This is a genomic window from Castellaniella hirudinis (assembly GCF_047468865.1).
In the GTDB taxonomy this organism is placed as follows: Bacteria; Pseudomonadota; Gammaproteobacteria; order Burkholderiales; family Burkholderiaceae_B; genus Castellaniella; species Castellaniella hirudinis_A.
Genome location: NZ_JBLGTV010000008.1, coordinates 111810 through 132453, shown reverse-complemented (window position 1 = coordinate 132453; position 20644 = coordinate 111810). Strand labels below are relative to the sequence as shown.

Sequence of the window (20644 nt, the reverse complement as noted above, 5' to 3'; positions counted from 1 at the left end):
CCAAAAAGCCACCATCATTACCCAGGTGGGTCAGATTTACTCCGACAGGGTGGGTCAGTATTACACCGGCGATGACACCTTGATCAGTTCGTTGACCTTCTTGACCATGCGTTTATCCGTCTTCTGCCAGTACAGATAATCGTCCCGGGCTTGCTTTCCATTTGATCAAACGATTTTGTTTGCGAATCTCTGGGACAGCGGACTCGCTTCGAGCAGCCATTCCCGAAACGCCGCCAGGGAGGGCAGCGTTTCATTTCGCGTGGGGTAGATCAGGTAATAGCCGCGCTGGCTGGGGATGGTGTTGCCCAGCGCGATCACTGGCCATCGGGATGACAAGAAGGAGTCGATTGCACACTTCAGCGCGGAAAATCCGTAAGGCTGGGGGCTTCGGGTTGAGCGGTGCTACGGATCAATAGTGATAACGGCAGGCGGCAATCCGCAGCGCCTCATCCGTCATCGAATACACAAGCCGGTGCTCGGCAGTGATCCTTCTCGACCAGAAGCCCGCCAGATTGTGGCGCAGCGGCTCCGGTTTGCCCTTGCCCTCGAAAGGGGTGCAGCGGATCTCCTGGATCAGTTCGTTGACCTTCTTGACCATGCGTTTATCCGTCTCCTGCCAGTACAGATAATCGTCCCAGGCTTGCTCCGACCAGATCAGCTTCACTCGGCGATATTCCGTTCAACACCCTGGCCGCGTTTAAGGCTGTCGATTGAATCCATCAGGCGGCGTGCATTGGCCGGAGAGCGCAGCAGGTAAGCCGTTTCCTCCAGCGCGTTGTATTCCTCCAGCGATATCAGCACGCACGCCTCGCCGTTCTGGCGGGTAATGAGGGTCGGGGCGCGATCCTCGACGGTCTGCACCATGGTGGCCGACAAGTTTTGCCGGGCTTCGGTATAGCTGATAGTGCGCATGGCAGTCTCTCTTTTAGTATGTACATATCATTGTACATAATACGAAGACCAATGACCAGATTTCCATATCACTGCAAGCTATCCCCGCAGTCCTTGCATCAGCGCAAGTCTTATTGCTGCAGGCCATCCCTTCCAGCGGCAGACGCTCCTGCGCCAGCATCCGCAGGTGGCTTTCGATCCTCATCAACTTGTTTACCGCCGCTAGCGGCGGTGGGCCGATCTTGGCTGCATTTTTCAACCTAGCTGGTTACGATTAGATTTGGTCTTGAAATTTCATCATGGGGTGAATTTTAGAGAAAAATCTATCAATTTTAGTGGTATTTGATTGAATTTCGACGTATATTTCTCACATGAGTAAACATTCACGACATCAAATAATCAAGCGCATGCAGGCGGAGCTTCCTCGGGGAGCACCGTTCGATCTCGCAGTGCTTGAAACCTTCGGCGTGTCGCCCAAACTGGCTGCTCGCTACGCCGAGAGCGGCTGGCTGGTGCGCCTGGGACACGGCGTCTATGCCTACCCCAACGACAACTTTGACGCCAGCGGTGCGCTGCGGCTCCTGCAAGAGCGGGTCGCCGGACTGCACGTTGGCGGCAAAAGTGCCCTGGCGCTGCAAGGGGTTCGGCACAACCTAGCCCCCAGAGAAACCTTGGTGCTCTGGGGCGAGGCCCGCTTTGCGTTGCCTGCTTGGTTCACCACACGGTTTCCAGCGCGCTACGTCAATGCAAGGCTGTTCGACTGGCCCGACGATGGCCTCGCCAACAAGACCCGGCACACACCACCCGGACAGCCTGCTGGACTGCTGGTGGCAGTGCCTGAGCGCGCCGTTCTGGAGCTGCTCTACGACACCGGCACGCGGGAAAGCCTTGAAGAATCCCGCAACCTGTTCGACGGCCTGCGCTCACCGCGCAAGGACGTGCTCGGACGGCTGCTGACCTGCTGCACCAGTGTCAAGACCGTGCGCCTGTTTCTGACCTGGGCGCGGGAAACCGGCGTCATCGACGTGGATGAACTGCTGGAGCAATATCCGGTACGCTCCGGCAGCGCCAAGCGCTGGATGAGTCGGTTGGACGATGGAACCCTTTTAAGCCTGAACCCTCATGGATAAACACTACTCCGATACCGTCCGCCTGTTGCTGAACATCGCGCCCGATGTGTTCGACAACGACATCTTCGCCATGAAGGGCGGCACGGCCATCAATCTATTCCTGCGTGACATGCCCCGGCTGTCGGTAGATATCGACGTGGTGTACCGCCCCTGGCAGACTTCGCGTGATCAGGCATTAGAAGATATCAACTACCAGGAACTGGCCGCCATTGCGCAGCGCGTCGAACGCCTTGGCGTACAGACACGGCTGGTCTGCAGCAAAGACCTTGGCGACACCAAGCTGATCGCCGAGAACGAGGCCAGCCAGGTCAAGGTCGAGGTCAATGTCGTGTTCCGTGGCACGGTGCTGCCCATTGAGCGCAGGCCGTTGAGTGCCCGCACTGGCGATCTGTTCGGGGTCGCATTTTCGGTGCCGGTTCTCGCCCCGGACGAGCTCTATGCAAGCAAGCTGGTTGCCGCTCTGGATCGCCAGCACCCGCGGGATCTGTTCGATGTCTGGCAGTTGTTCCAGACCGGAGGCCTGACCGATGCCATGGTCGAGTGCTTCGTGGTCTATCTGGCAGGGCACAATCGGCCCACGCATGAAGTGCTGTTTGGCAACGACAAGAACATCGCGGCCGAATATGAGCGTGCTTTCGTTGGCATGACGGAAGTGGACTGCACTCTTGAGGTTTTGCTCGAAACCCGCACCCGACTACGCCAGGAACTGCCGCAGCGGCTGAGCGCAGCCCACCGGCAGTGTCTGAGCGGACTGGCACGCGCCAAACCCGACTGGTCGCTGTTGCAATGCCCGCATGCCGACCAGTTGCCCGCGTTGCGCTGGAAGCTCGCCAATCTGGCAAGTTTCGGTAATCCCCCCATTTTCAGCAGTAGGCTTTTGTAGAATGTGTTAATGGGTAGGCGTTTCGTTTCTGAACAGGCGTCAGCCCACCAAGGGATTTATGGAGACGCTCATTGTTGTAGGTCCAGAGCCATTTAGTGGCACCGGCCTGGATCTCCTCCAGGCTACCAAACAGATTTTGGGCCAACCAATCATAGCGTACGGTTCGGTTGTAACGTTCGACATAGGCATTTTGCTGTGGGTTGCCAGGCTGAGTATGGATGAGCGTGATGCACCGCTTGGCAGCCCAGTCCAGTAGTGTTTTACCGATGTATTCCGGCCCGTTGTCGCACCGAATGCAGGCCGGTTGCCCACGCCATTCGATAATCTGATCCAAGGATCGGGTCACGCGTTCAGCCGGCAAACTGAAGTCCACCTCGATCCCCAACCCCTCGCGGTTGAAGTCATCGACCACGTTGAACAGCCGGATGCAGCGTCCGTCGGCCAACTGGTCGTGCATGAAATCCATCGACCACATCTGGTTGATGTTCGTGGCCGTGCCCAGGGCAATGGGGCGCTCGCGTACAAGTCGCCGACGAGGTTTGATGCGCAGATTCAGCTCCAACTCCCGGTAAATGCGATAGACCCGTTTGTGATTCCATGTGAACCCCTTGATGTTGCGCAGGTACGCAAAACACAGCCCAAAGCCCCAGTTGCGTTGAGCCGTGGTCAGTCGAATCAGCCAGTCGGCAATCACCTCTTTCTCCCCTGATAGCTTGGGCTGGTAGTGGTAGCAACTTTCGCGGATGCCCATGGCCGCGCAGGCCAAGCGAATGCTGACACCTCGGTGCTCGATCGCTTTTCGCGCCATCTCTTTGCGTCGAGATGGCGCTACCATTTTTTTTCGATAGCCTCCCGGGCGATCTCGGCCTTGAGGCGCTCCTCGGCGTACATCTTCTTGAGCCGCTTGTTCTCGGCCTCCAGTTCCTTCAGGCGAACCATCATCGAAGTGTCCATGCCGCCGTATTTGGCGCGCCATTTGTAGAACGTGGCGCTGCTCATGCCGTGTTCGCGACACAGTTCGGGGACGGGTGTGCCGGCCTGGGCTTGCTTGAGGATCGCCATGATCTGGCTGTCGGTGTAACGCGATGTCTTCATTGCAGATTTCCTTTATGAGGAAATTCTACTCAAGACTGCTGCGGTTTAAAGGGATGATTACCCAGGCACCCTTCGGATTCCACGACACCGGCGCAGCGATCTACTTCTGCACCCGGGCTAACGATGACCTTTCAGCGTCGGTTCTCTACTTGCTGGATTGGTTATCCAAAGAGGCTGGCGAATGAAACCGCCATGCGCGGGGATGGCGCCAGCGTAGAGATCCCTGGCCGCGCCGATCAAATCAGTCCGCCCAGGTGTTATTCCTGTGGGTGCGCTGGGTTCGTCAACGCGAAAAGTAACTCAGTAGCTGTGGATGGACATTGTTGGAATCAACCCCCTGATCCCGTGTTGGCAAGGGCGCAGAATTGGTACACTAAGTGGCCTGTTCTACAAAATGTGATCAGGGAATTGGTTTGTTAATCAACATGTTGCGTGCAGTTTACCGTTCCCTTCACCCAGGGGCAGTTGGGTGTTCCTCATCGGTGGAATAGGTAAGCAAAAAGGCTTCCATATTCGATGTTGTCGCCGATCATGCCGCTCAGAACTGGATCAAGGTACAGTACTTTGCTATCGGTGCGCTTCCAGCATGCGGGGAAGCACAGATGCTCATAATGTTCGAAGTTTACCGGCAGCGGTGTCGGCTTGATGTGATAAGTCATCCTTGGGAGGCCTCCTCCTGATGTTGCCTGTGGTCGCGGTCGTGAGCGCTCCACGCTGTTCGATCTTGGCGATCACCTCCAGCAGATCGCCACGGGTGATGTTGTGGATGGGGGCTTTTCCCAGGGAGGGCAGTACATCTTTACCAAAGATGCGTTTGATTTGCGCCCGGGTGCTGTTGCGCCCCGGTTTGAGTTCCAGCTTACGGTGTTCGTACCACTGCAAGAACACGGCATTGAACGTATGCTCATTGGCCAGACACACGGCCTGGCGCTTGAGTTTGCGATCCGCTTTTGCTTGCCGACCCAGCAGTAGCGGAAATGCCAGGTTCGTCCTCCTTGCGCGGATACGGCCAGGGAGAGGCCATCAAGGTCGCCGAGTGTGTAGGCTTTGCCGACTGCCTTGGCCTGGCGAACGGCCATGTCTGAGAGTGCCATCGTTTCAGCTCCTAAGAGGAGTTAGGACTGAATCGTGACCTCGGTTGCCGCTTCGGTCCAGCAACAATGCGGACTCGAACTCACCCAGATTGATAGACCGAAAGATGGACTAAAAAGTCCTGGATGTGGGTGGATTCCAGTGGACGTCGCTGGAATGAAAAAGGGACCAAAGGCCCCTGTTTTCAACGACTTACAGACTTCAGTGGAACTCTGTAGATCATAATTTGGAGCGGGAAACGAGTCTCGAACTCGCGACCTCAACCTTGGCAAGGTTGCGCTCTACCAACTGAGCTATTCCCGCGGTGCTGTGGCTTGCAATCAAACCAGCTAAGCCATGCATTGTATACCGTGTTTTTCTCTCTGTCAAGCTACTTGGGTTCAAATACTTAAAAACCAAGTGCTTTTGAAAAACAGAATCAGCGGCTTTCAAACCCCCGATTCGCTGCGGAATCAAGCAAGGCGCAAACTATAAAACAAAAAACAGATGGCTGTCAAACGGGCAGCCGGCCCTTGGCGGCCCAGGCCGCCGCGCTTGCGCGGTATGCTTACGCGTTTGCCGGATGATCTTCCGGCCCAATGCCACCGTCCGCCATGCCGCTCCAATTCACTGTCCAATCCTTGCTGTCCCGCAATACCCTGGGCTTGCCCGCGCAGGCCGCCGTGGCTGTTCTGGACAATGAAGCGGATATCCCGGGGCTGTGCGATGTCGTGCGCGGGGCCTCCCATACGGGGCAGGGCCGCGTGGACAGTGCCGTGCAGGCCATGCCGCCCCTGTTCGTATTGGGTGGGGGCAGCAATGTGGTGGTGTGGCCTTCGCCCAGGCGGCGGGTGCTGCGGGTGGCGTTGCGCGGGGTGCGTTTGTTGGACGAAACTGCCGACCATTATCTGGTCGAGGCGGCGGCGGGAGAGTCCTGGCATGACTTCGTCACATATTGTCTGGCACAGGGGTGGCATGGCCTGGAAAATCTGGCGTTGATCCCGGGAACGGTGGGGGCGGCGCCTGTGCAAAACATCGGGGCCTATGGCCTGGAGATGGATCAGCGCCTGCATTCCGTGGTGGCCTGGGACTTGCGGGCCGGGCGTGCGTATACGTTGTTGCCGCAAGACTGTGGCTTTGCGTACCGGGACAGCCGTTTCAAGCGGGACGGGGCGGGGCGCTGGTTGATTGTGCGGGTACGTTTTGCGCTGCCCAAGGCTTGGGCGGCGCGCCTGGATTATCCCGATTTGCGGTCGCATCCGGCGTTGCAGGGGGCGTCGCCCACGCCTGCCGATGTCTATGCCGCGATTTGCGATATCCGCCGCCGCAAGCTGCCGGATCCCGCCGTGCTGGGCAATGCCGGCAGTTTTTTCAAGAATCCGCTGGTTTCGGCGGATCAGGCCGCCGCGCTGCGCCAGCGGTTTCCCGGGATGCGGGAATATCCGCAGCCTGGCGGCCAGGTCAAGTTGGCGGCGGGCTGGCTGATCGAGCAGGCGGGTTGGAAGGGGCGTCGCCTGGGGCCGGTGGGCATGCACCGGCGACAGTCTCTGGTGCTGGTCAATCATGGGGGCGCGCAGGCCGGGGATGTCCAGGCGCTGGCCCGGGCTGTGAGCCAGGCGGTGTGGGATCGTTTTGGCGTATGCCTGGATCAGGAGCCCGTGGCGCTGGACTGAGGCGCGTGAGGCGCGGCATGCCGCGCCGGTGGCCGCCTGGACGCCGGGCGGCGCTCGCCTCAGCTGGCTAGGACGTCCTGCATGTCGAACAGGCCGAATTCGCGGCGGGCGAGGTAGCGGGCCGCCCGCAGGCTGCCTTGGGCGTAGGTGGCCCGGCTGGTGGAACGGTGGGTGATTTCGATGCGTTCGCCCGTGCCGCAGAAATACACGGTGTGGTCGCCGACGATGTCGCCCCCGCGCAGCACGGAAAAACCGATACGGCCGGTTTCCCGGGCGCCGGTGTGCCCGTGGCGGGCCCAGTCGGCCACTTGATCCAGCGGGACGCCCCAGGCGTGGGCCACGGCTTCGCCCATGGCCAGCGCCGTGCCCGAGGGGGCGTCGACCTTGTTGCGGTGATGGGCCTCGAAGATTTCGGCGTCATAGCCGCTGTTGAGCAGCCGGGCCGCCATGTCCAGCAGCTTCAGGGTGGCATTGACGCCGACGCTCATGTTGGGTGCGAAGACGATGGCGGTTTTTTGGGCGGCTGTGCGGATAGCCTGCTTGCCTTGCGCGTCGAAGCCCGTGGTGCCGATCACGCACTTGACCCCATGGGTGGCGCAGGCGTTCAGGTGCGCCAGGGTGCCTTCGGGGCGGGTGAAGTCGATCAGGCAGTCGGCCTGGGCCAGGGACTGGATGTCGTCGGTGATGACGACCCCGGTGTCGAGCCCCAGGAAGGCCCCGGCGTCCTGGCCCAGGCTGTCGCTGTCGGGGCGATCGAGCGCGACGGTCAGGCTCAGGTCGTCGGCATCGGTGACCGCTTGGATCAGGATGCGCCCCATGCGTCCAGAGGCCCCGGCGATGGCAATGCGCATGGCTACAGATCCTTGTCGGCAGTGGTGTGCTCATCTTCCTGGGTCTGGAGGATGGCGCCGGGCGTGGTGGCTTCCAGCCCCGCATTGGGGGCGGCTGAGTTGTTCAGCCCGGGGGCGGTGGCCTCCAGCGCCGCTTGGTCGGCGAGGTTGCGGTCAGCGGCCGGGATGTCCTCGGCGCCGCTGTCATTTTGCTGGAAAGGCTGGCGATCGGGCTGTTCGGAGCCCGCCCAGCGAACCAGATGGTCTTGGTCGAACCAGACCGTGAACTTGCGCAGGACGTCCTGGCCGTAGCCTGGCTGGTTGTAGTATGGGTAGTCCCAGCGGTTGGCATGGAAAATATCCTGCAGCGTGGGGGTGCCCAGGATGAACCGAACCTGGTCGCGGGTCATGCCGGCTTCCAGCTGGGCGACTTGCTCGGTGGTGATCCAGTTGCCCTGCTGGATGGTGGCCCGGTATGGAAACCCCCAATTGCTTGTGCCGCAGCCTGCTAGACCGATGGACAGGGCAGCGGCGCCGAGGCAGCACGCTGTCTTGCGAGAAAATGAACGAGCTTGGATACGCACAGAGGCCCCCGTGAGCAATGGCTGGCCAGCAGATTGTGGCCGACAAAACCGCTATCATAAAGGGTATTCGGGCCGACGCATGCAAAAGGGCGGATATTTGCCTGTCTTAACGGGCTTGCTTTCCAGGTCCGAACCCAGGATACTTGAACCATGAACGACCAAATCGAACTCAAAAACATGGGCTTGAAGGCGACCTTCCCGCGCCTGAAGATCCTTGACATATTCCGTAAGGCGGAAACACGCCACCACAGCGCCGAGGACGTCTACCGCGCCTTGATCGCCGAAGACGTCGATATCGGCCTGGCGACGGTGTATCGGGTGCTGACGCAGTTTGAGCAGGCGGGCATTCTGTTGCGCAGCCAGTTCGATGGCGGCAAGGCCGTTTTCGAACTCAACGACGGCGATCACCATGATCACCTCATCTGCACCAATTGCGGGCGGGTCGAAGAATTCTCCGACGCCGAGATCGAGCGCCGCCAGCATCGCATTGCCAAAGAACGCGGCTTTACCCTCGAAAGCCATCACATGATGCTGTACGGCATTTGCCCGAAGTGCCTGGCCGCCGCTAAATAAGCCTTGCTCCGTTCCCTCTAAGCCTGCTCCGTTCCCGCCTGGCGCCGGCCCGGATCGGGCGGGGGCTGATGGCCCGGCGCGGCGATCAGGCCTTGGTGGCGCCGGACAGCGCCAGCATTTCGCGGGCGTGCGTCAGGGTGGCGGTGGTCAGGGTCAGTCCGCCCAGCATGCGGGCGATTTCTTCGGTGCGGGCATGGGCGTCCAGGGCCTGGATGGCCGACAGGGTGCGTTGCCGGCTGGTGGATTTGCTGACCCGGAAATGGTGCTGGGCGCAGGCGGCCACCTGCGGCAGGTGGGTGACGCACAGCACTTGGTGACGCTGTCCCAGTTCGCGCAGCAGACGCCCCACGACTTCGGCCACCGCGCCTCCGATGCCCACGTCCACTTCGTCGAAAATCAGGCAGGGCACGCGCGCCGCCTGGCTGGCGATCACTGACAGGGCCAGGGAGATGCGGGCGAGTTCGCCGCCCGAGGCCACCCGGCTCAGGGCCCGGAGGGGTACGCCGGCATGGCCGGCCACCAGAAATTCCACGTTTTCCAGCCCATGGGGCGAGGCTTCGCACGCGGGCAGCGCCGCCTGAAACTGGCCGCCGGCCATGGCGAGCGCCTGCATCGCCCGGGTGACCTGGTTGGAGAGCTGGGCGGCCGCGTCGGCCCGGGCCAGGCTGAGTCGGGCCGCCAGGGCCTGGTATTGCGCCTGGGCTTGGTCACGCGCCTGGGCCAGCGCGGCCAGGTCTTGCCCGCCGCGTGCCTGCTGTAGCTGGGTGGCCAGTTGTTCGTGCAGGGCGGCCAGGGCTTCGGGTTCGGTGTGGAAGCGCCGGGCGGCGGCGAACATCAGGCCCATGCGGGCATCGGCCTGGGCCAAGGCTTCGGGGTCGGGTTCCAGGCGGTTGGCATAGGCGTTCAGGCCGGAAACGGCTTCGGCGCACAGGATGCGGGCGGATTCCAGGGTCTGGCAGTGTTCTTCCAGGCGGGGGTCGTGGCGCACCAGGGGCTGCAGCGCCTGCAGCGCGGCCTGCAGGGCATGGGCCGCCGAACCGGCGTCGCCGTCCAGGGCCTGAACGGCGTGCCCCGCCCCGCTTAACAGGGCCTGGGCGTGGGCCAATTGGGATTGCCGGGCGCACAGGACGGGCCATTCGTCTTCCGTGGGGGCCAGCGTGTCCAGGAATTCGACGTCCTGCTGCAGGCGATCCAGCAACTGGGCCTGTTGCGCGGCATTGGCTTGGGCGGTATCCAGGGCGGCCTGCGCCGTGCGCCAGTGCTGCCAGGCGCGCGCCACGTCTGCCGCCAGGGCGGCGTGGCCGCCCTGGGTGTCCAGGATTTCGCGTTGTTGGGCGGCGTGCAGCAGGCCCTGGTGGGCATGCTGGCCATGGATGTCCACCAGCAGGGCGCCGATTTCGCGCAGTTGCCCCAGCGTGGCGGGCGACCCGTTGATATAGGCTTTGCTGCGGCCCTGGGTGTCGATGAGGCGGCGCAGAATCAAGGTGTCGCTGTCGATGGATTGGTCGGCCAGCCAGGCGGCGGCGGAGGGCGGAACGTCGAATACGGCGCTGATGTCCGCCCGGCTGGCGCCTGCGCGCACCAGCGTGGCATCGCCGCGCCCCCCTAGCGCCAGGGACAGGGCGTCGATCAGGATGGATTTGCCGGCCCCGGTCTCGCCGGAGAACACCGTGAACCCGGCCTCGAAGTTGATCTCGGCGCGGTCGACGATGACAAAGTCCAGGATGGATAGGGAACACAGCATGGGCGGTCTAGTGCGTGGCGTCGTCGGGGTCGTCCCAGGGGTGCAGCATGCGGTTCCAGTTGAGCTTGCTGCGCAGCGTAGAGAAATAGCTGTAGCCTTGCGGATGCAGGAAGCGGATGCGGTGCGGGCTGCGGCGCACGTCGATGCGGTCGCCCTCTTGGCAGTTGGACAGGGTCTGCATGTCGAAGTGCACGCTGGCCCCGGATTCGACCCGGCCCAGGGCGCGGATGGTGATGTTCAGCAGGGACGTATCCGGCAGGGTGATGGGCCGGTTGGACAGGGTTTGCGGGGCCACCGGCACCAGAACCAGGGCGTCCACCTGGGGATGCAGAATGGGGCCGCCGGCCGACAGCGCGTAGGCGGTGGAACCGGTGGGTGTGGCGATGACCAGGCCGTCGGCGCGCTGGCTGTGCATGAATACCCCGTCGCACTCGACACGCAGTTCGATCATGCCGCCGCGTCCGGCGCGGTTGATGATGACGTCGTTCAGGGCCAGCCCGGTGGTCATCAGTTGGTCGCCGCGCATCACGCGGCCTTCGAGGAGCATGCGTTCGTCGGACACGTAGGCGCCGTTGAGGATGCGGGTGATGGCTTCATCGGCGCTGCCCAGGGGGATGTCGGTGATGAAGCCCAGGCGGCCGTGGTTGATGCCGATCATGGCCACCCCCGAGGTGGCCAGCTGGCGGGCGGCGGCCAGCATGGTGCCGTCCCCGCCCATGATGATGGCCAGGTCGGCCTGCCTGCCGATGTCTTCATAGGTGGCCAGGGGGAAGTCCGCGACGCCGGTGTTGCGTCCGGTGTCGGCTTCGATCAGAACCGCGCAGCCTGCGGCCCGCAGCACGGCGCCCAGCCGCCGCAAGGGGGCATCCAGGCCGCTGTCCTGGTAGCGGCCGACCAGGGCCACGGTGTTGAAATGCATGAAACCCAGTGCCTCGCTCGTTTAATGGAATAATAGTGAGTATCCGATTATAGGGGGATGAGGCGGCGATCAAGGCCTTGATGTGCCGCACTTGTCCTGGACGCAGGGTAAAACACAACATGGATGATCGAGCCAAGGCACTGTTGAAGGCGCTGGTCGAACGCTATATCGCGGACGGCCAGCCGGTGGGGTCGCGCACGCTGTCCAAGGTTTTTGATCTTTCGCCGGCCACGATCCGCAACGTCATGGCCGACCTCGAAGACCTGGGCCTGATCCACAGTCCCCATACCTCGGCGGGGCGGGTGCCCACGCCGCAGGGCTATCGTTTGTTCGTCGATACCTTGCTGACGGTGCGGCCCTACGAATTTTCGCCGAATCTGTCGATTGCCGATTATCTGCCCGCCGCCGAACCCGGGCGGGCCGTGACGGCGGCGGCGGCCTTGTTGTCCAATCTGTCGCAGTTCGCCGGGGTGGTGCTGACGCCCAAGCGCACCCAGGTGTTTCGCCACATCGAATTCATCCGGCTGTCCGACAAGCGGGTGCTGCTGATCATCGTCACGCCCAACGGCGACGTGCAAAACCGCATTCTGTTCGTCCCGCGCGAATACACCGAAACCGAGCTGCTCGAAGCCTCGAACTTCTTCAACCGGCACTTCTCGGGCAAGTCCTTTCACCAGGTTCGCCAGTCTCTGGCCGCCGAGCTCGCCTCCCTGCGCTCGGATATTTCGCGCCTGATGCAGCAGGCCGTCGACGCCGGCATCGGCACGCCCGACACGCTGGACGAGGCCGTCGTCATTTCCGGCGAGGGCAAGCTGTTGTCGGTATCCGAAATGACGGCCGATATGGATCGCCTGCGCCGCCTGTTCGCCCTGTTCGAACAAAAGACCGATCTCCTGCATCTGCTGGATGTCTCCAGCCAGGCCCAGGGGGTGCAAATCTACATCGGCGGGGATTCCCGCCTGGTGCCCCTGGAAGACGTGTCGGTGATTACCGCGCCCTACGGGGTGGATGGCGAAGTCATCGGCACCCTGGGGGTGATCGGCCCCACCCGCATGGCCTACGAAAAAGTGATTCCCATCGTGGATATCACCGCCCGCATGCTGTCCAACGCGCTGGGGCAAGGGGCCTGATAGCCCGCCGTCCGCCCAGCCCATCACTGCACGACTAGATTATTGACCATGACTCGTTTTCTTGCCGCCGCGCCCGATCCTCTGGCGCTGGATCCCACAGTGCCCGGTCCGGGGCGGGGGCCCTTGGGCGTTCTGTTGATCAATCTGGGCACGCCCGCCGCGCCGACGCCGGCCGCCGTGCGCCGCTATTTGGGGGAATTTCTGTCCGATCCCCGCGTGGTCGAGCTGCCTGCGGCCGTGTGGCAGCCGATCTTGCGTTTGTTCGTGCTGGCCCGCCGGCCGGCCGCGATGGCGCCCAAGTACGCGCAGGTCTGGCTGGATCGGGGCTCGCCGCTCTTGGTTCATAGCCAGGATCTGGCCGATGGCGTGGAGCAGGCGCTGTCCGCCAAGGGGTTGGATGTGCGGGTGGCGCTGGCCATGCGATATGGCCAGCCCGCCTTGGACGCCGCGATCCAGGCGCTGATCCATGCGGGGTGCGGCCGGATTCTGGTCGCCCCTTTGTATCCCCAGTATGCCGCCAGCACCACGGCCACGGCGGTGGATGCCGTCAATCAGTATCTGGCCAGGCTGCGGCGCCAACCTACGATACGCTATCTGGATCGCTTTCATCGTCACCCGGCCTACATCCAGGCCCTGGCCCGTTCGGTGCGCGCGCATTGGGCCCGGGCGGGGCGGGCGGATCGCCTGTTGCTGAGTTTCCATGGCCTGCCGCAGTCCTGCGTGCGGCAGGGCGACCCCTATTTCCGCGATTGCATGCAGACCGCCGCCGCCTTGCGGGCGCAACTGGGCGACGACGGCGCGCGGCTGCACGTCAGCTTTCAAAGCCGTTTTGGCGCGGCGCCCTGGCTGCAGCCGTATACCCAGGCCACGCTGGAAGCCTGGGCGCGCGCGGGCGTTGCCTCGGTGGAGGTGCTGTGCCCGGGGTTTGTGGCGGATTGTCTGGAAACCCTGGAGGAAATCAATCTGGGCTGCCGCGAGGCTTTCCTGGCCGCCGGCGGGCGTGAATTCCACTATATTCCTTGCCTGAATGCCGACCCGGACTGGGTGCAGGGATTTGCGGGCCTGCTGGCCGATAATCTGCAGGGCTGGCCGGCCGATGCCCCGTCCGCAGCGGTTTGAACGCTGTTGGCGAGGATGGCGCTCGTGGCCGAAAAGGTGTTTGGGCCGGCCCAGGCCGCGGCCGCCGGGCGTTTGCCCGGTGCGCAGCGGGGTGGTTTTCCGCGGGCGGGGCCTTGAAATTTTCCCGCGCTCCCTCATTTAAAGAAAAGCCAGATTGAAAAACCTGCGCTTTGACGCCGTATCCGGCCGTTTGCCGCACACGGCGTCAAAGGCAAGCCCGTTTTTTGCCCCTGTTTACTTATTGTTTTTGGAGATTGCACCATGTCGGCACCCCAGGATGACTTGGACCCGAAATCGGCGGATGCCCTGCCCGAGGATCTGGGCGAAACCATCGGCGTCCCGGACGCAAGCCCCGCCGAACAGCCGACCGAAGACCTGGCCGCCCTGCTGGCCGAGGCCCAGGCGAAAATCGGCGAATACCACGACCAGTTGCTGCGCGCCCATGCCGAAGTCGAGAATATCCGCCGCCGGGCCCAGGACGACGTGGCCAAGGCGCGCAAATTCGGCACGGAATCCTTTGCTGAAAGCCTGATCCCCGTGCGCGACAGCCTGGAGGCCGCGCTGGCCCAGGAAAACCAGACGACCGAAGATTGGCGGCAAGGGGTGGAATCCACCCTGCGCCAGCTGAACACGGCGTTCGAGCGCAACCAGATGCGCGAAATCGCCCCTCAGCCGGGCGATGTCTTCGATCCTCATCGCCATCAGGCGATTTCCAATGTGCCGTCGCCGCACCCCCAGGGCGCGGTGGCCCAGAGCCTGCAAAAGGGCTACCTGATCGCCGACCGGGTGCTGCGTCCGGCCCTGGTCATGGTGTCTGCCGGCCAGTCTTGAAATCCGCCGCGGCACCCCCACATCCAAAACATCGGCGGGTCGGCCCGCCCACTTAGACAAATCATTGATAGGATCAACTATGAGCAAGATCATCGGGATCGACCTTGGGACGACCAACAGCTGCGTGGCTGTGCTGGATGGCTCCAAAGTCCAGATCATTGAAAACGCCGAGGGCACGCGCACCACGCCCTCCATCGTGGCCTACATGCAGGACGGCGAAGTCCTGGTCGGGGCGCCGGCCAAGCGCCAGGCGGTGACCAACCCCACCAACACCATTTTCGCCGTCAAGCGCCTGATCGGCCGCAAATTCGACGAAAAGGCGGTGCAAAAAGATATCAACCTGATGCCCTACAAAATCCTCAAGGCGGACAATGGCGACGCCTGGGTCGAGGCGCAGGACAAGAAACTGGCGCCCCCGCAGGTGTCCGCCGACATTCTGCGCAAGATGAAGAAGACCGCCGAAGACTACCTGGGCGAGGAAATCACCGAAGCCGTGATCACGGTGCCGGCCTATTTCAACGACAGCCAGCGCCAGGCCACCAAGGACGCCGGCAAGATCGCCGGTCTGGACGTCAAGCGCATCATCAACGAACCCACGGCGGCGGCCCTGGCCTTCGGCCTGGACAAGGCCGAGCGCGGCGACCGCAAGATCGCCGTCTATGACCTGGGCGGCGGGACCTTCGATGTTTCCATCATCGAAATCGCCGACGTCGATGGCGAAAAGCAATTCGAAGTGCTGTCTACCAACGGCGATACCTTCCTGGGCGGCGAAGACTTCGACCTGCGCATCATCAACTACATCATCGACGAGTTCAAAAAGGACACGGGCACCGATCTGTCCAAGGACGTTCTGGCCATGCAGCGCCTGAAAGAAGCCGCCGAAAAAGCCAAGATCGAGCTTTCCTCCACGCAGCAGACCGAAATCAACCTGCCGTACATCACGGCCGATGCGTCCGGCCCCAAGCACTTGAACCTGAAGATCACCCGCTCCAAGCTGGAAGCCCTGGTCGAAGACTTGATCGAGCGCACGATCGACCCCTGCCGCATCGCCATCAAGGATGCCGGGGTCAAGGTCTCCGAAATCGACGATGTGATCCTGGTGGGCGGCATGACGCGTATGCCCAAGGTTCAGGAAAAGGTCAAGGAATTCTTCGGCCGCGACCCGCGCAAGGACGTCAACCCCGACGAAGCCGTGGCGGCGGGCGCCGCCATCCAGGGGTCCGTCCTGTCGGGCGACCGCAAGGACGTGCTGCTGCTGGACGTCACCCCGCTGTCGCTGGGGATTGAAACCCTGGGCGGCGTCATGACCAAGATGATCAAGAAGAACACCACGATTCCCACGCGGTTTTCGCAGGTGTTCTCCACGGCGGACGACAACCAGCCGGCCGTGACCATCAAGGTCTACCAGGGCGAACGCGAAGTGGCCGCGGGCAACAAGGCCCTGGGCGAGTTCAATCTGGAAGGCATTCCGCCCGCCGCGCGCGGCTTGCCGCAGATCGAGGTCACCTTCGACATCGACGCCAACGGCATCCTGCATGTCTCGGCCAAGGACAAGGGCACGGGCAAGGAAAACAAGATCACCATCAAGGCCAGCTCGGGTTTGACCGAAGATGAGATCGAGCGCATGGTAAAAGATGCCGAGGCCAATGCCGAGGAAGACCACCGCGTGGCCGAACTGGCTCAGGCGCGCAACCAGGCCGATGGGCTGGCGCATTCCACGCGCAAGTCCCTGGAAGAATACGGCGACAAGCTCGAAGCCTCTGAAAAAGAAGCCATCGAGGCCGCCATCAAGGATCTGGAAGAAGCCGCCAAGGGCGACGACAAGGCCGCCATCGACGCCAAGACCGAGGCCCTGGCCACGGCCTCGCAGAAGCTGGGCGAAAAGATGTACGCCGACATGCAGGCCAAGGCCGCGGCGGAAGGCGCGGCGGCGGCCGATGCGGCCAAGCCGGTGGACGACAATGTCGTCGATGCCGACTTCAAGGAAGTCAAGCGCGACTGATCTTGCCGCGAGCCGCATGGCCCTTGGCTGCCCAGGCAGCCGGGATCATGCGGCAAACCGCTCGCATCTGCCCGGTTCCGGTCGATTTGATCGGGCCGGGCATATGCCCTTTAAACCGTAGCGCATACTGCAAGAACCAATAGCAATGGCAAAACGAGATTTCTACGAAGTCCTGGGGGTCGCCAAGAACGCCTCGGACGACGATATCCGCAAGGCATATCGCAAGCTGGCGATGAAATACCACCCGGACCGCAACCCGGACAGCAAGGAAGCCGAGGACAAGTTCAAAGAGGCCAAGGAAGCCTACGAGATGCTGTCCGACGCGGAAAAGCGGGCTGCCTACGACCGTTTCGGGCATGCCGGGGTGGACCCCAATGCCGCGGGGGCGGGCATGGGCGGGGCCGGTGGTTTTGCCGATGCCTTTGGCGATATTTTCGGCGAAATCTTCGGCGGGGCGGCGGGCCGCCGGGGCGGCGGGCCGCAGGTGTATCGCGGGGCCGACCTGAAATACAACCTGGAAATCAGCCTGGAACAGGCCGCCAACGGCTTTGACACCGAAATCCGCATTCCCAGTTGGGAAACCTGCGATGTCTGTCATGGTTCGGGGGCCAAGGCGGGCACCACGCCGCATACTTGCCACACCTGCGGCGGCAGCGGCGCGGTGCGCATGCAGCAGGGGTTTTTCAGTGTCCAGCAAACCTGCCCCACCTGCCATGGCTCGGGCAAGGAAATCGCCAACCCGTGCGCCGAATGCGATGGCGTGGGCCGCATCCGCAAAAACAAAACCCTGCAGGTCAAGATTCCCGCCGGGATCGACGACGGCATGCGGATTCGCTCGTCCGGCAATGGCGAACCCGGCGTCAATGGCGGGCCGCCGGGCGATCTGTTCGTCGAGATCCGCATCATCCCGCACGGGATTTTCCAGCGCGACGGCGAAGACCTGCACTGCGAATTGACCATCCCCTTCACCAAGGCGGCGCTGGGCGGCACCCTGGAAGTCCCCACCCTGTCGGGCCGGGGCGAGATCACCATCCCCGAAGGCACCCAGACGGGCAAGACCTTCCGCCTGCGCGGCAAAGGGGTCAAAGGTATCCGTTCCAGCTATCCCGGCGATCTGTACTGCCATGTGGCGGTGGAAACCCCCGTGCGGCTGAACGACGAGCAAAAGGCGCTGCTGCGCCAGTTCGAGGCCTCGCTCAGTAACGGCGGCGACCGCCATTCGCCCAAAAGCGAATCCTGGACGGACAAGGTCAAGAACTTCTTCTCCTGATCCGGCCAGCCCGGCCCTCGGGTTTCGGGGGCCGGCATGCGACATGCCCCGCACCGCTTTTCCAGGCCGTGCGGGGTTTTTACATGCAGCGCGTCGCGTGCCGCCGGCGCCGATCAGCCCGCGTTATCGGCGGCAACCGCGATGCTGAATTGGCCGGGCTTCAGGAAAGCCCGCAGGGCATCGTTGACCTCGGCCGCGCTCAAGGCTTGCAGCCGGGCAATGATGTCTTGCTGCCAGGCAAAGCTGCGGCCTGTCTCCAGATAATCCAGCCAGTGGCTTGCCAGGCTGCCGTCGCTGGATCGCCCGAGTTTCATGTAGTTCAGCAGGGAGCCCACCGCTTGGTCGACTTCAGCCTGGGTAAAGCCGGTTTTCAGGGTGTCGCTCAAGGCTTGTTGCATCGCCTGCTGCAGGGCGTCCGCGTTTTGCGAGGCCATGGTGGCAAACAGCGTCCAGCTGCCCGAGGCTTCCCAGGCGGACGCCTGGATACGGCTGCCTACGGTGTAGGACAACCCTCCTTGGACGCGGATGGCCTGCCACAGGCGGGAATCCTGCGAGCCGCCCAGCAGGTAGTTGGCCAGGATCAGGGCGGGCCAACGCGGGTCGGTGTCCTGCAGCTGCAGGGGCAGGGCGGCCAGGTAGTTGGCATTGGCCTTGCCCGGGGCGGCGATGTGGAAGGTTTCGGGGGAAACGGCATACCAGGGGTCGTCAATCCGTTGGTAGCCAGGGGCTTGCCGCCAGCCGTCCAGACCTTTGCGCAGACTGTCTTTCAGGGCCTGGGGGTCGAAATCCCCGACGGCGGATACCAGGAGATTGCCCGCGCCGTAGAATTTCTGGTGGAATGCCTGGATTTTGTCGCGCGTGAGGGCTTGTGCCTCGGCGGACAGTTCGGGTGCCGTGGGGGTGTAACGGACATCCTTGGGCGGCCAGGGCTGCCCATGGCGCTGCAAGGTGTTTTGCACCAGCCATGCGGGGCTGACCGCCTGGTTTTCAATGTTGGTTTCCAGGCTGCGCTGGATTTCCTCCAGTTCTTCCTGGGGAAAGCTGGGGTGGCGCAGCAGGGTGAACGCCAGGTCGAACAGGGCGGGTAGCTGTGCCTTGGATGTCCGCATCCCCACCGACAGGGTATTGCCGCTGCTGCTGAAGGACAGGCTGGAATCCAGCTCGGTCAGGCGGTCTTCGATCTGTTGCCGGTTGAGCCCCTGGGCGCCGCGCAACAGCAGGGCGGCGGTGATGTCCGGCACCAGGCCCAGGCCTTGCATATCCTGGGCGGCGCCAAAGCGCAGGCTGAACGAGACAAACACCTGTTCGCCCGGCGTGGGCTTGGGCAGCAGGGCCAGACGGACTTCGCCATTGGGCAGGATCAGGGTATCGCGCTGGGTGGCGGCATCCAAGGCCAGGGGGCTGGTGTCGAAGGCGGCCACGCCGGGGCGGCCGGTGCCGGTTTTCAGCTGCGCGATCCAGGGGGCGAGATCCGCCGCCGGGGCGGCGGGGGCATAGACGGGGTCGGGCGTGGGCAGATACAGGCCGCTGGTGCGGTTGTTGGGCACCAGCCATTGGGACAGGGCTGCGCGGATGCCGTCCAGGGTCAGCGCCCGCACGCGCAGGGGTTCGATGAAAAACAAGCGCCAGTCGCCGCGCGACACCGCGTCCGACAAGGCACCGGCCAGGCTGGCGGAGTGTTCGTAGACTTTTTTCCATTGGTTCAGCCAGGCGGTGCGGTTGCGCGCCAGCGCGGCCTCATCCAGGCGTTGGATGCCGTTGGATTCCAGCGTTTTTTCCAGGGTCTCCAGGACAGTGGCGGGATCGGCCCCTGGTTGCAGTTGGGCGCCGAATACGACATAGCCGGGCTGCTGCAAGGCGCGGGTAAAGCCGAATGCGCCGCTGGCCAGGCCGGGCTGGACCAAATCCTGGTATAGCGGCCCGGCCGGGCTGTCGGTCAGCATGGCCGTGCCCATGGACAGGGCCGTGAACGCATCGCTGGCGCCGGCGGGAAAATGGTATTGCACGATGGCCATGGGGCTGCCGCCGATGCGTTCCAGCGTGATGGCGCGCGCGCCTTGCTGCACGGGCTCGGTGGTGTATTCGGCGGGGCGCGGCCGGGTGGGCCGGGCGATGGGGTCGAAGGCTTCGGCCACCCAGCGCAGGGTTTGCTCGGGGTCGAAATCCCCGGTGATGATCAGCACCGCATTATCGGGCTGATAATACTGGTGGTAGAAGGCGCGCAGTTGGTCGATATCGACATTTTCCACATCCGACCGCGCCCCGATCACGCTGCGCCCGTAGGGGTGCCAGGTATAGGCCGCCGCGTTGGTCAGCTGCATCAGGATGCTGAACGGGCTGTTTTCGCCCTGTTCCATTTCGTTGCGCACCACCGGCATTTCGGCGTCCAGATCGGCGCGGCTGATGCTGGCGTGTTGCATGGCGTCGGCCTGCCAGGACAAATACCAGCGCAGGGTGTCCGGGTCGCTGGCGAAGGTGGCGTAATAGTTGGTCAGATCGGTGGTGGTGGAACCATTGGCCGCCAGGCCGCGCCGCGAGAATTCCGCCATGGCGTCGGGGAATTGCGGGCTGCCTCGAAACAGCAGGTGTTCCAGCAAGTGGGCCATGCCGGTCTGGCCGGGGCCTTCGTGGCGCGACCCCACCCGGTAGCTCATGTTGACGGTGGTTTGCGGGCGCGCGGCGTCCGGGGCCAGCAGCAGCGTCAGGCCATTGTTCAGCCGGTATTCGGTCACCCCTTCGAGGGTGACCACCGCCTGGATACCCGTGGGCGGCGTGGGGGGGGTGGCTGCGGCCGCCCGGGCGGCGGGCAGCAGCCCGGGCAGGGCCAGCGGCAGGCACAGGGCCAGTCCGGCCAGCAAGCGGTTCAGTGGGCGCATAGGGCAAGGTGAAAAAATCAGGG

General features: G+C 63.1%; 18 protein-coding genes, 1 tRNA gene and 2 pseudogenes. 9 read left to right on the top strand and 12 right to left on the bottom strand.

Going from position 1 to position 20644, the window contains the following annotated elements:
• Positions 1-60: 60 nt before the first annotated feature.
• The 4 genes and pseudogenes from ACMHYJ_RS11460 to yefM all read right to left on the bottom strand — a co-directional run.
• Positions 61-144: pseudogene (locus ACMHYJ_RS11460) on the bottom strand (type II toxin-antitoxin system YoeB family toxin); the annotation flags it as partial.
• 21 nt (positions 145-165) lie between these two features.
• Positions 166-336, bottom strand: a complete 171-nt coding sequence (locus tag ACMHYJ_RS11455; protein ID WP_414246303.1) for a hypothetical protein — start codon at positions 334-336, stop codon at positions 166-168.
• Between the two features lie 73 nt (positions 337-409).
• Positions 410-664 (bottom strand): Txe/YoeB family addiction module toxin, encoded by a 255-nt coding sequence (locus tag ACMHYJ_RS11450; RefSeq protein ID WP_414246300.1) that lies wholly within the window; start codon positions 662-664, stop codon positions 410-412.
• Complete coding sequence (gene yefM, locus ACMHYJ_RS11445; RefSeq protein WP_414246299.1) at positions 661-912, bottom strand: YoeB-YefM toxin-antitoxin system antitoxin YefM; 252 nt, start codon at positions 910-912, stop codon at positions 661-663. Before yefM ends, ACMHYJ_RS11450 begins: the two co-directional genes overlap by 4 nt.
• Positions 913-1262: 350 nt before the next feature.
• On the opposite strand from yefM, the gene ACMHYJ_RS11440 reads away from it, so the two are divergent.
• On the top strand, positions 1263-2021 hold the full coding sequence (locus ACMHYJ_RS11440) for a type IV toxin-antitoxin system AbiEi family antitoxin domain-containing protein (protein ID WP_414246298.1): 759 nt from the start codon (positions 1263-1265) through the stop codon (positions 2019-2021).
• Positions 2014-2904: a nucleotidyl transferase AbiEii/AbiGii toxin family protein gene (locus ACMHYJ_RS11435; RefSeq protein WP_414246297.1), complete on the top strand. Its 891-nt coding sequence runs from the start codon at positions 2014-2016 to the stop codon at positions 2902-2904. Before ACMHYJ_RS11440 ends, ACMHYJ_RS11435 begins: the two co-directional genes overlap by 8 nt.
• On the opposite strand, the gene ACMHYJ_RS11430 is transcribed toward ACMHYJ_RS11435, so the two are convergent.
• The 3 genes and pseudogenes from ACMHYJ_RS11430 to ACMHYJ_RS11420 all read right to left on the bottom strand — a co-directional run bounded on the left by ACMHYJ_RS11430 (position 2885) and on the right by ACMHYJ_RS11420 (position 5394).
• A protein-coding gene (locus tag ACMHYJ_RS11430; RefSeq protein ID WP_414246296.1) for an IS3 family transposase occupies positions 2885-3999 on the bottom strand; the annotation gives its coding sequence in 2 pieces (ribosomal slippage) (positions 2885-3744 and positions 3744-3999; 1116 coding nt in all). The genes ACMHYJ_RS11435 and ACMHYJ_RS11430 overlap by 20 nt on opposite strands.
• A 693-nt stretch (positions 4000-4692) precedes the next feature.
• Positions 4693-5093 (bottom strand): annotated as a pseudogene (locus tag ACMHYJ_RS11425) (phage integrase central domain-containing protein); the annotation flags it as partial.
• A gap of 225 nt (positions 5094-5318) precedes the next feature.
• Positions 5319-5394 (bottom strand) — tRNA-Gly (locus ACMHYJ_RS11420).
• A gap of 290 nt (positions 5395-5684) precedes the next feature.
• Between ACMHYJ_RS11420 and murB the strand changes: the two genes are divergently transcribed.
• Positions 5685-6743, top strand: a complete 1059-nt coding sequence (gene murB, locus ACMHYJ_RS11415) for a UDP-N-acetylmuramate dehydrogenase (protein WP_414246295.1) — start codon at positions 5685-5687, stop codon at positions 6741-6743.
• A 59-nt stretch (positions 6744-6802) separates the two neighbouring features.
• Here the strand turns inward: murB and dapB are convergent, their stop codons facing one another.
• Positions 6803-7594 carry a 4-hydroxy-tetrahydrodipicolinate reductase gene (dapB, locus tag ACMHYJ_RS11410; RefSeq protein WP_414246294.1) on the bottom strand — a complete coding sequence of 264 codons (792 nt, stop codon included), beginning with the start codon at positions 7592-7594 and terminating at the stop codon, positions 6803-6805.
• Between the two features lie 2 nt (positions 7595-7596).
• A complete protein-coding gene (locus ACMHYJ_RS11405; RefSeq protein WP_414246293.1) occupies positions 7597-8157 on the bottom strand; it encodes an outer membrane protein assembly factor BamE in 561 nt (186 codons plus the stop codon).
• 150 nt (positions 8158-8307) lie between these two features.
• On the opposite strand from ACMHYJ_RS11405, the gene fur reads away from it, so the two are divergent.
• Entirely contained in the window at positions 8308-8730 is a 423-nt protein-coding gene (gene fur, locus ACMHYJ_RS11400; RefSeq protein WP_414246292.1) for a ferric iron uptake transcriptional regulator, read from the top strand.
• Positions 8731-8815: 85 nt separating this feature from the next.
• On the opposite strand, the gene recN is transcribed toward fur, so the two are convergent.
• Together recN and ACMHYJ_RS11390 are read right to left on the bottom strand one after the other, a co-directional pair.
• Positions 8816-10474: a DNA repair protein RecN gene (gene recN, locus ACMHYJ_RS11395; RefSeq protein ID WP_414246291.1), complete on the bottom strand. Its 1659-nt coding sequence runs from the start codon at positions 10472-10474 to the stop codon at positions 8816-8818.
• 7 nt (positions 10475-10481) lie between these two features.
• A complete protein-coding gene (locus ACMHYJ_RS11390) occupies positions 10482-11393 on the bottom strand; it encodes an NAD kinase (protein ID WP_414246290.1) in 912 nt (303 codons plus the stop codon).
• Between the two features lie 119 nt (positions 11394-11512).
• On the opposite strand from ACMHYJ_RS11390, the gene hrcA reads away from it, so the two are divergent.
• From hrcA to dnaJ, 5 genes are all read left to right on the top strand, one after another.
• Entirely contained in the window at positions 11513-12523 is a 1011-nt protein-coding gene (gene hrcA / locus ACMHYJ_RS11385; protein ID WP_414246289.1) for a heat-inducible transcriptional repressor HrcA, read from the top strand.
• Between the two features lie 48 nt (positions 12524-12571).
• Positions 12572-13642, top strand: a complete 1071-nt coding sequence (gene hemH / locus ACMHYJ_RS11380; protein WP_414246288.1) for a ferrochelatase — start codon at positions 12572-12574, stop codon at positions 13640-13642.
• A 261-nt stretch (positions 13643-13903) separates the two neighbouring features.
• Positions 13904-14473 carry a nucleotide exchange factor GrpE gene (gene grpE, locus ACMHYJ_RS11375; RefSeq protein WP_414246287.1) on the top strand — a complete coding sequence of 190 codons (570 nt, stop codon included), beginning with the start codon at positions 13904-13906 and terminating at the stop codon, positions 14471-14473.
• A 79-nt stretch (positions 14474-14552) separates the two neighbouring features.
• On the top strand, positions 14553-16475 hold the full coding sequence (gene dnaK, locus ACMHYJ_RS11370; protein WP_414246285.1) for a molecular chaperone DnaK: 1923 nt from the start codon (positions 14553-14555) through the stop codon (positions 16473-16475).
• Positions 16476-16620: 145 nt separating this feature from the next.
• On the top strand, positions 16621-17745 hold the full coding sequence (dnaJ, locus tag ACMHYJ_RS11365) for a molecular chaperone DnaJ (RefSeq protein WP_414246284.1): 1125 nt from the start codon (positions 16621-16623) through the stop codon (positions 17743-17745).
• A gap of 113 nt (positions 17746-17858) precedes the next feature.
• Here the strand turns inward: dnaJ and ACMHYJ_RS11360 are convergent, their stop codons facing one another.
• The gene (locus ACMHYJ_RS11360) at positions 17859-20621 is read right to left on the bottom strand and encodes a M16 family metallopeptidase (RefSeq protein ID WP_414246283.1); all 2763 of its coding nucleotides are present in this window, start codon (positions 20619-20621) and stop codon (positions 17859-17861) included.
• Positions 20622-20644: the final 23 nt, after the last annotated feature.

Bases quoted from the DNA above. Each gene is read 5' to 3' on its own strand.
- yefM (WP_414246299.1), bottom strand. From the start codon at position 912: ATGCGCACTATCAGCTATACCGAAGCCCGGCAAAACTTGTCGGCCACC.
- ACMHYJ_RS11440 (WP_414246298.1), top strand. From the start codon at position 1,263: ATGAGTAAACATTCACGACATCAAATAATCAAGCGCATGCAGGCGGAG.
- ACMHYJ_RS11435 (WP_414246297.1), top strand. From the start codon at position 2,014: ATGGATAAACACTACTCCGATACCGTCCGCCTGTTGCTGAACATCGCG.
- murB (WP_414246295.1), top strand. From the start codon at position 5,685: ATGCCGCTCCAATTCACTGTCCAATCCTTGCTGTCCCGCAATACCCTG.
- dapB (WP_414246294.1), bottom strand. From the start codon at position 7,594: ATGCGCATTGCCATCGCCGGGGCCTCTGGACGCATGGGGCGCATCCTG.
- fur (WP_414246292.1), top strand. From the start codon at position 8,308: ATGAACGACCAAATCGAACTCAAAAACATGGGCTTGAAGGCGACCTTC.
- recN (WP_414246291.1), bottom strand. From the start codon at position 10,474: ATGCTGTGTTCCCTATCCATCCTGGACTTTGTCATCGTCGACCGCGCC.
- ACMHYJ_RS11390 (WP_414246290.1), bottom strand. From the start codon at position 11,393: ATGCATTTCAACACCGTGGCCCTGGTCGGCCGCTACCAGGACAGCGGC.
- hrcA (WP_414246289.1), top strand. From the start codon at position 11,513: ATGGATGATCGAGCCAAGGCACTGTTGAAGGCGCTGGTCGAACGCTAT.
- hemH (WP_414246288.1), top strand. From the start codon at position 12,572: ATGACTCGTTTTCTTGCCGCCGCGCCCGATCCTCTGGCGCTGGATCCC.
- grpE (WP_414246287.1), top strand. From the start codon at position 13,904: ATGTCGGCACCCCAGGATGACTTGGACCCGAAATCGGCGGATGCCCTG.
- dnaK (WP_414246285.1), top strand. From the start codon at position 14,553: ATGAGCAAGATCATCGGGATCGACCTTGGGACGACCAACAGCTGCGTG.
- dnaJ (WP_414246284.1), top strand. From the start codon at position 16,621: ATGGCAAAACGAGATTTCTACGAAGTCCTGGGGGTCGCCAAGAACGCC.
- ACMHYJ_RS11360 (WP_414246283.1), bottom strand. From the start codon at position 20,621: ATGCGCCCACTGAACCGCTTGCTGGCCGGACTGGCCCTGTGCCTGCCG.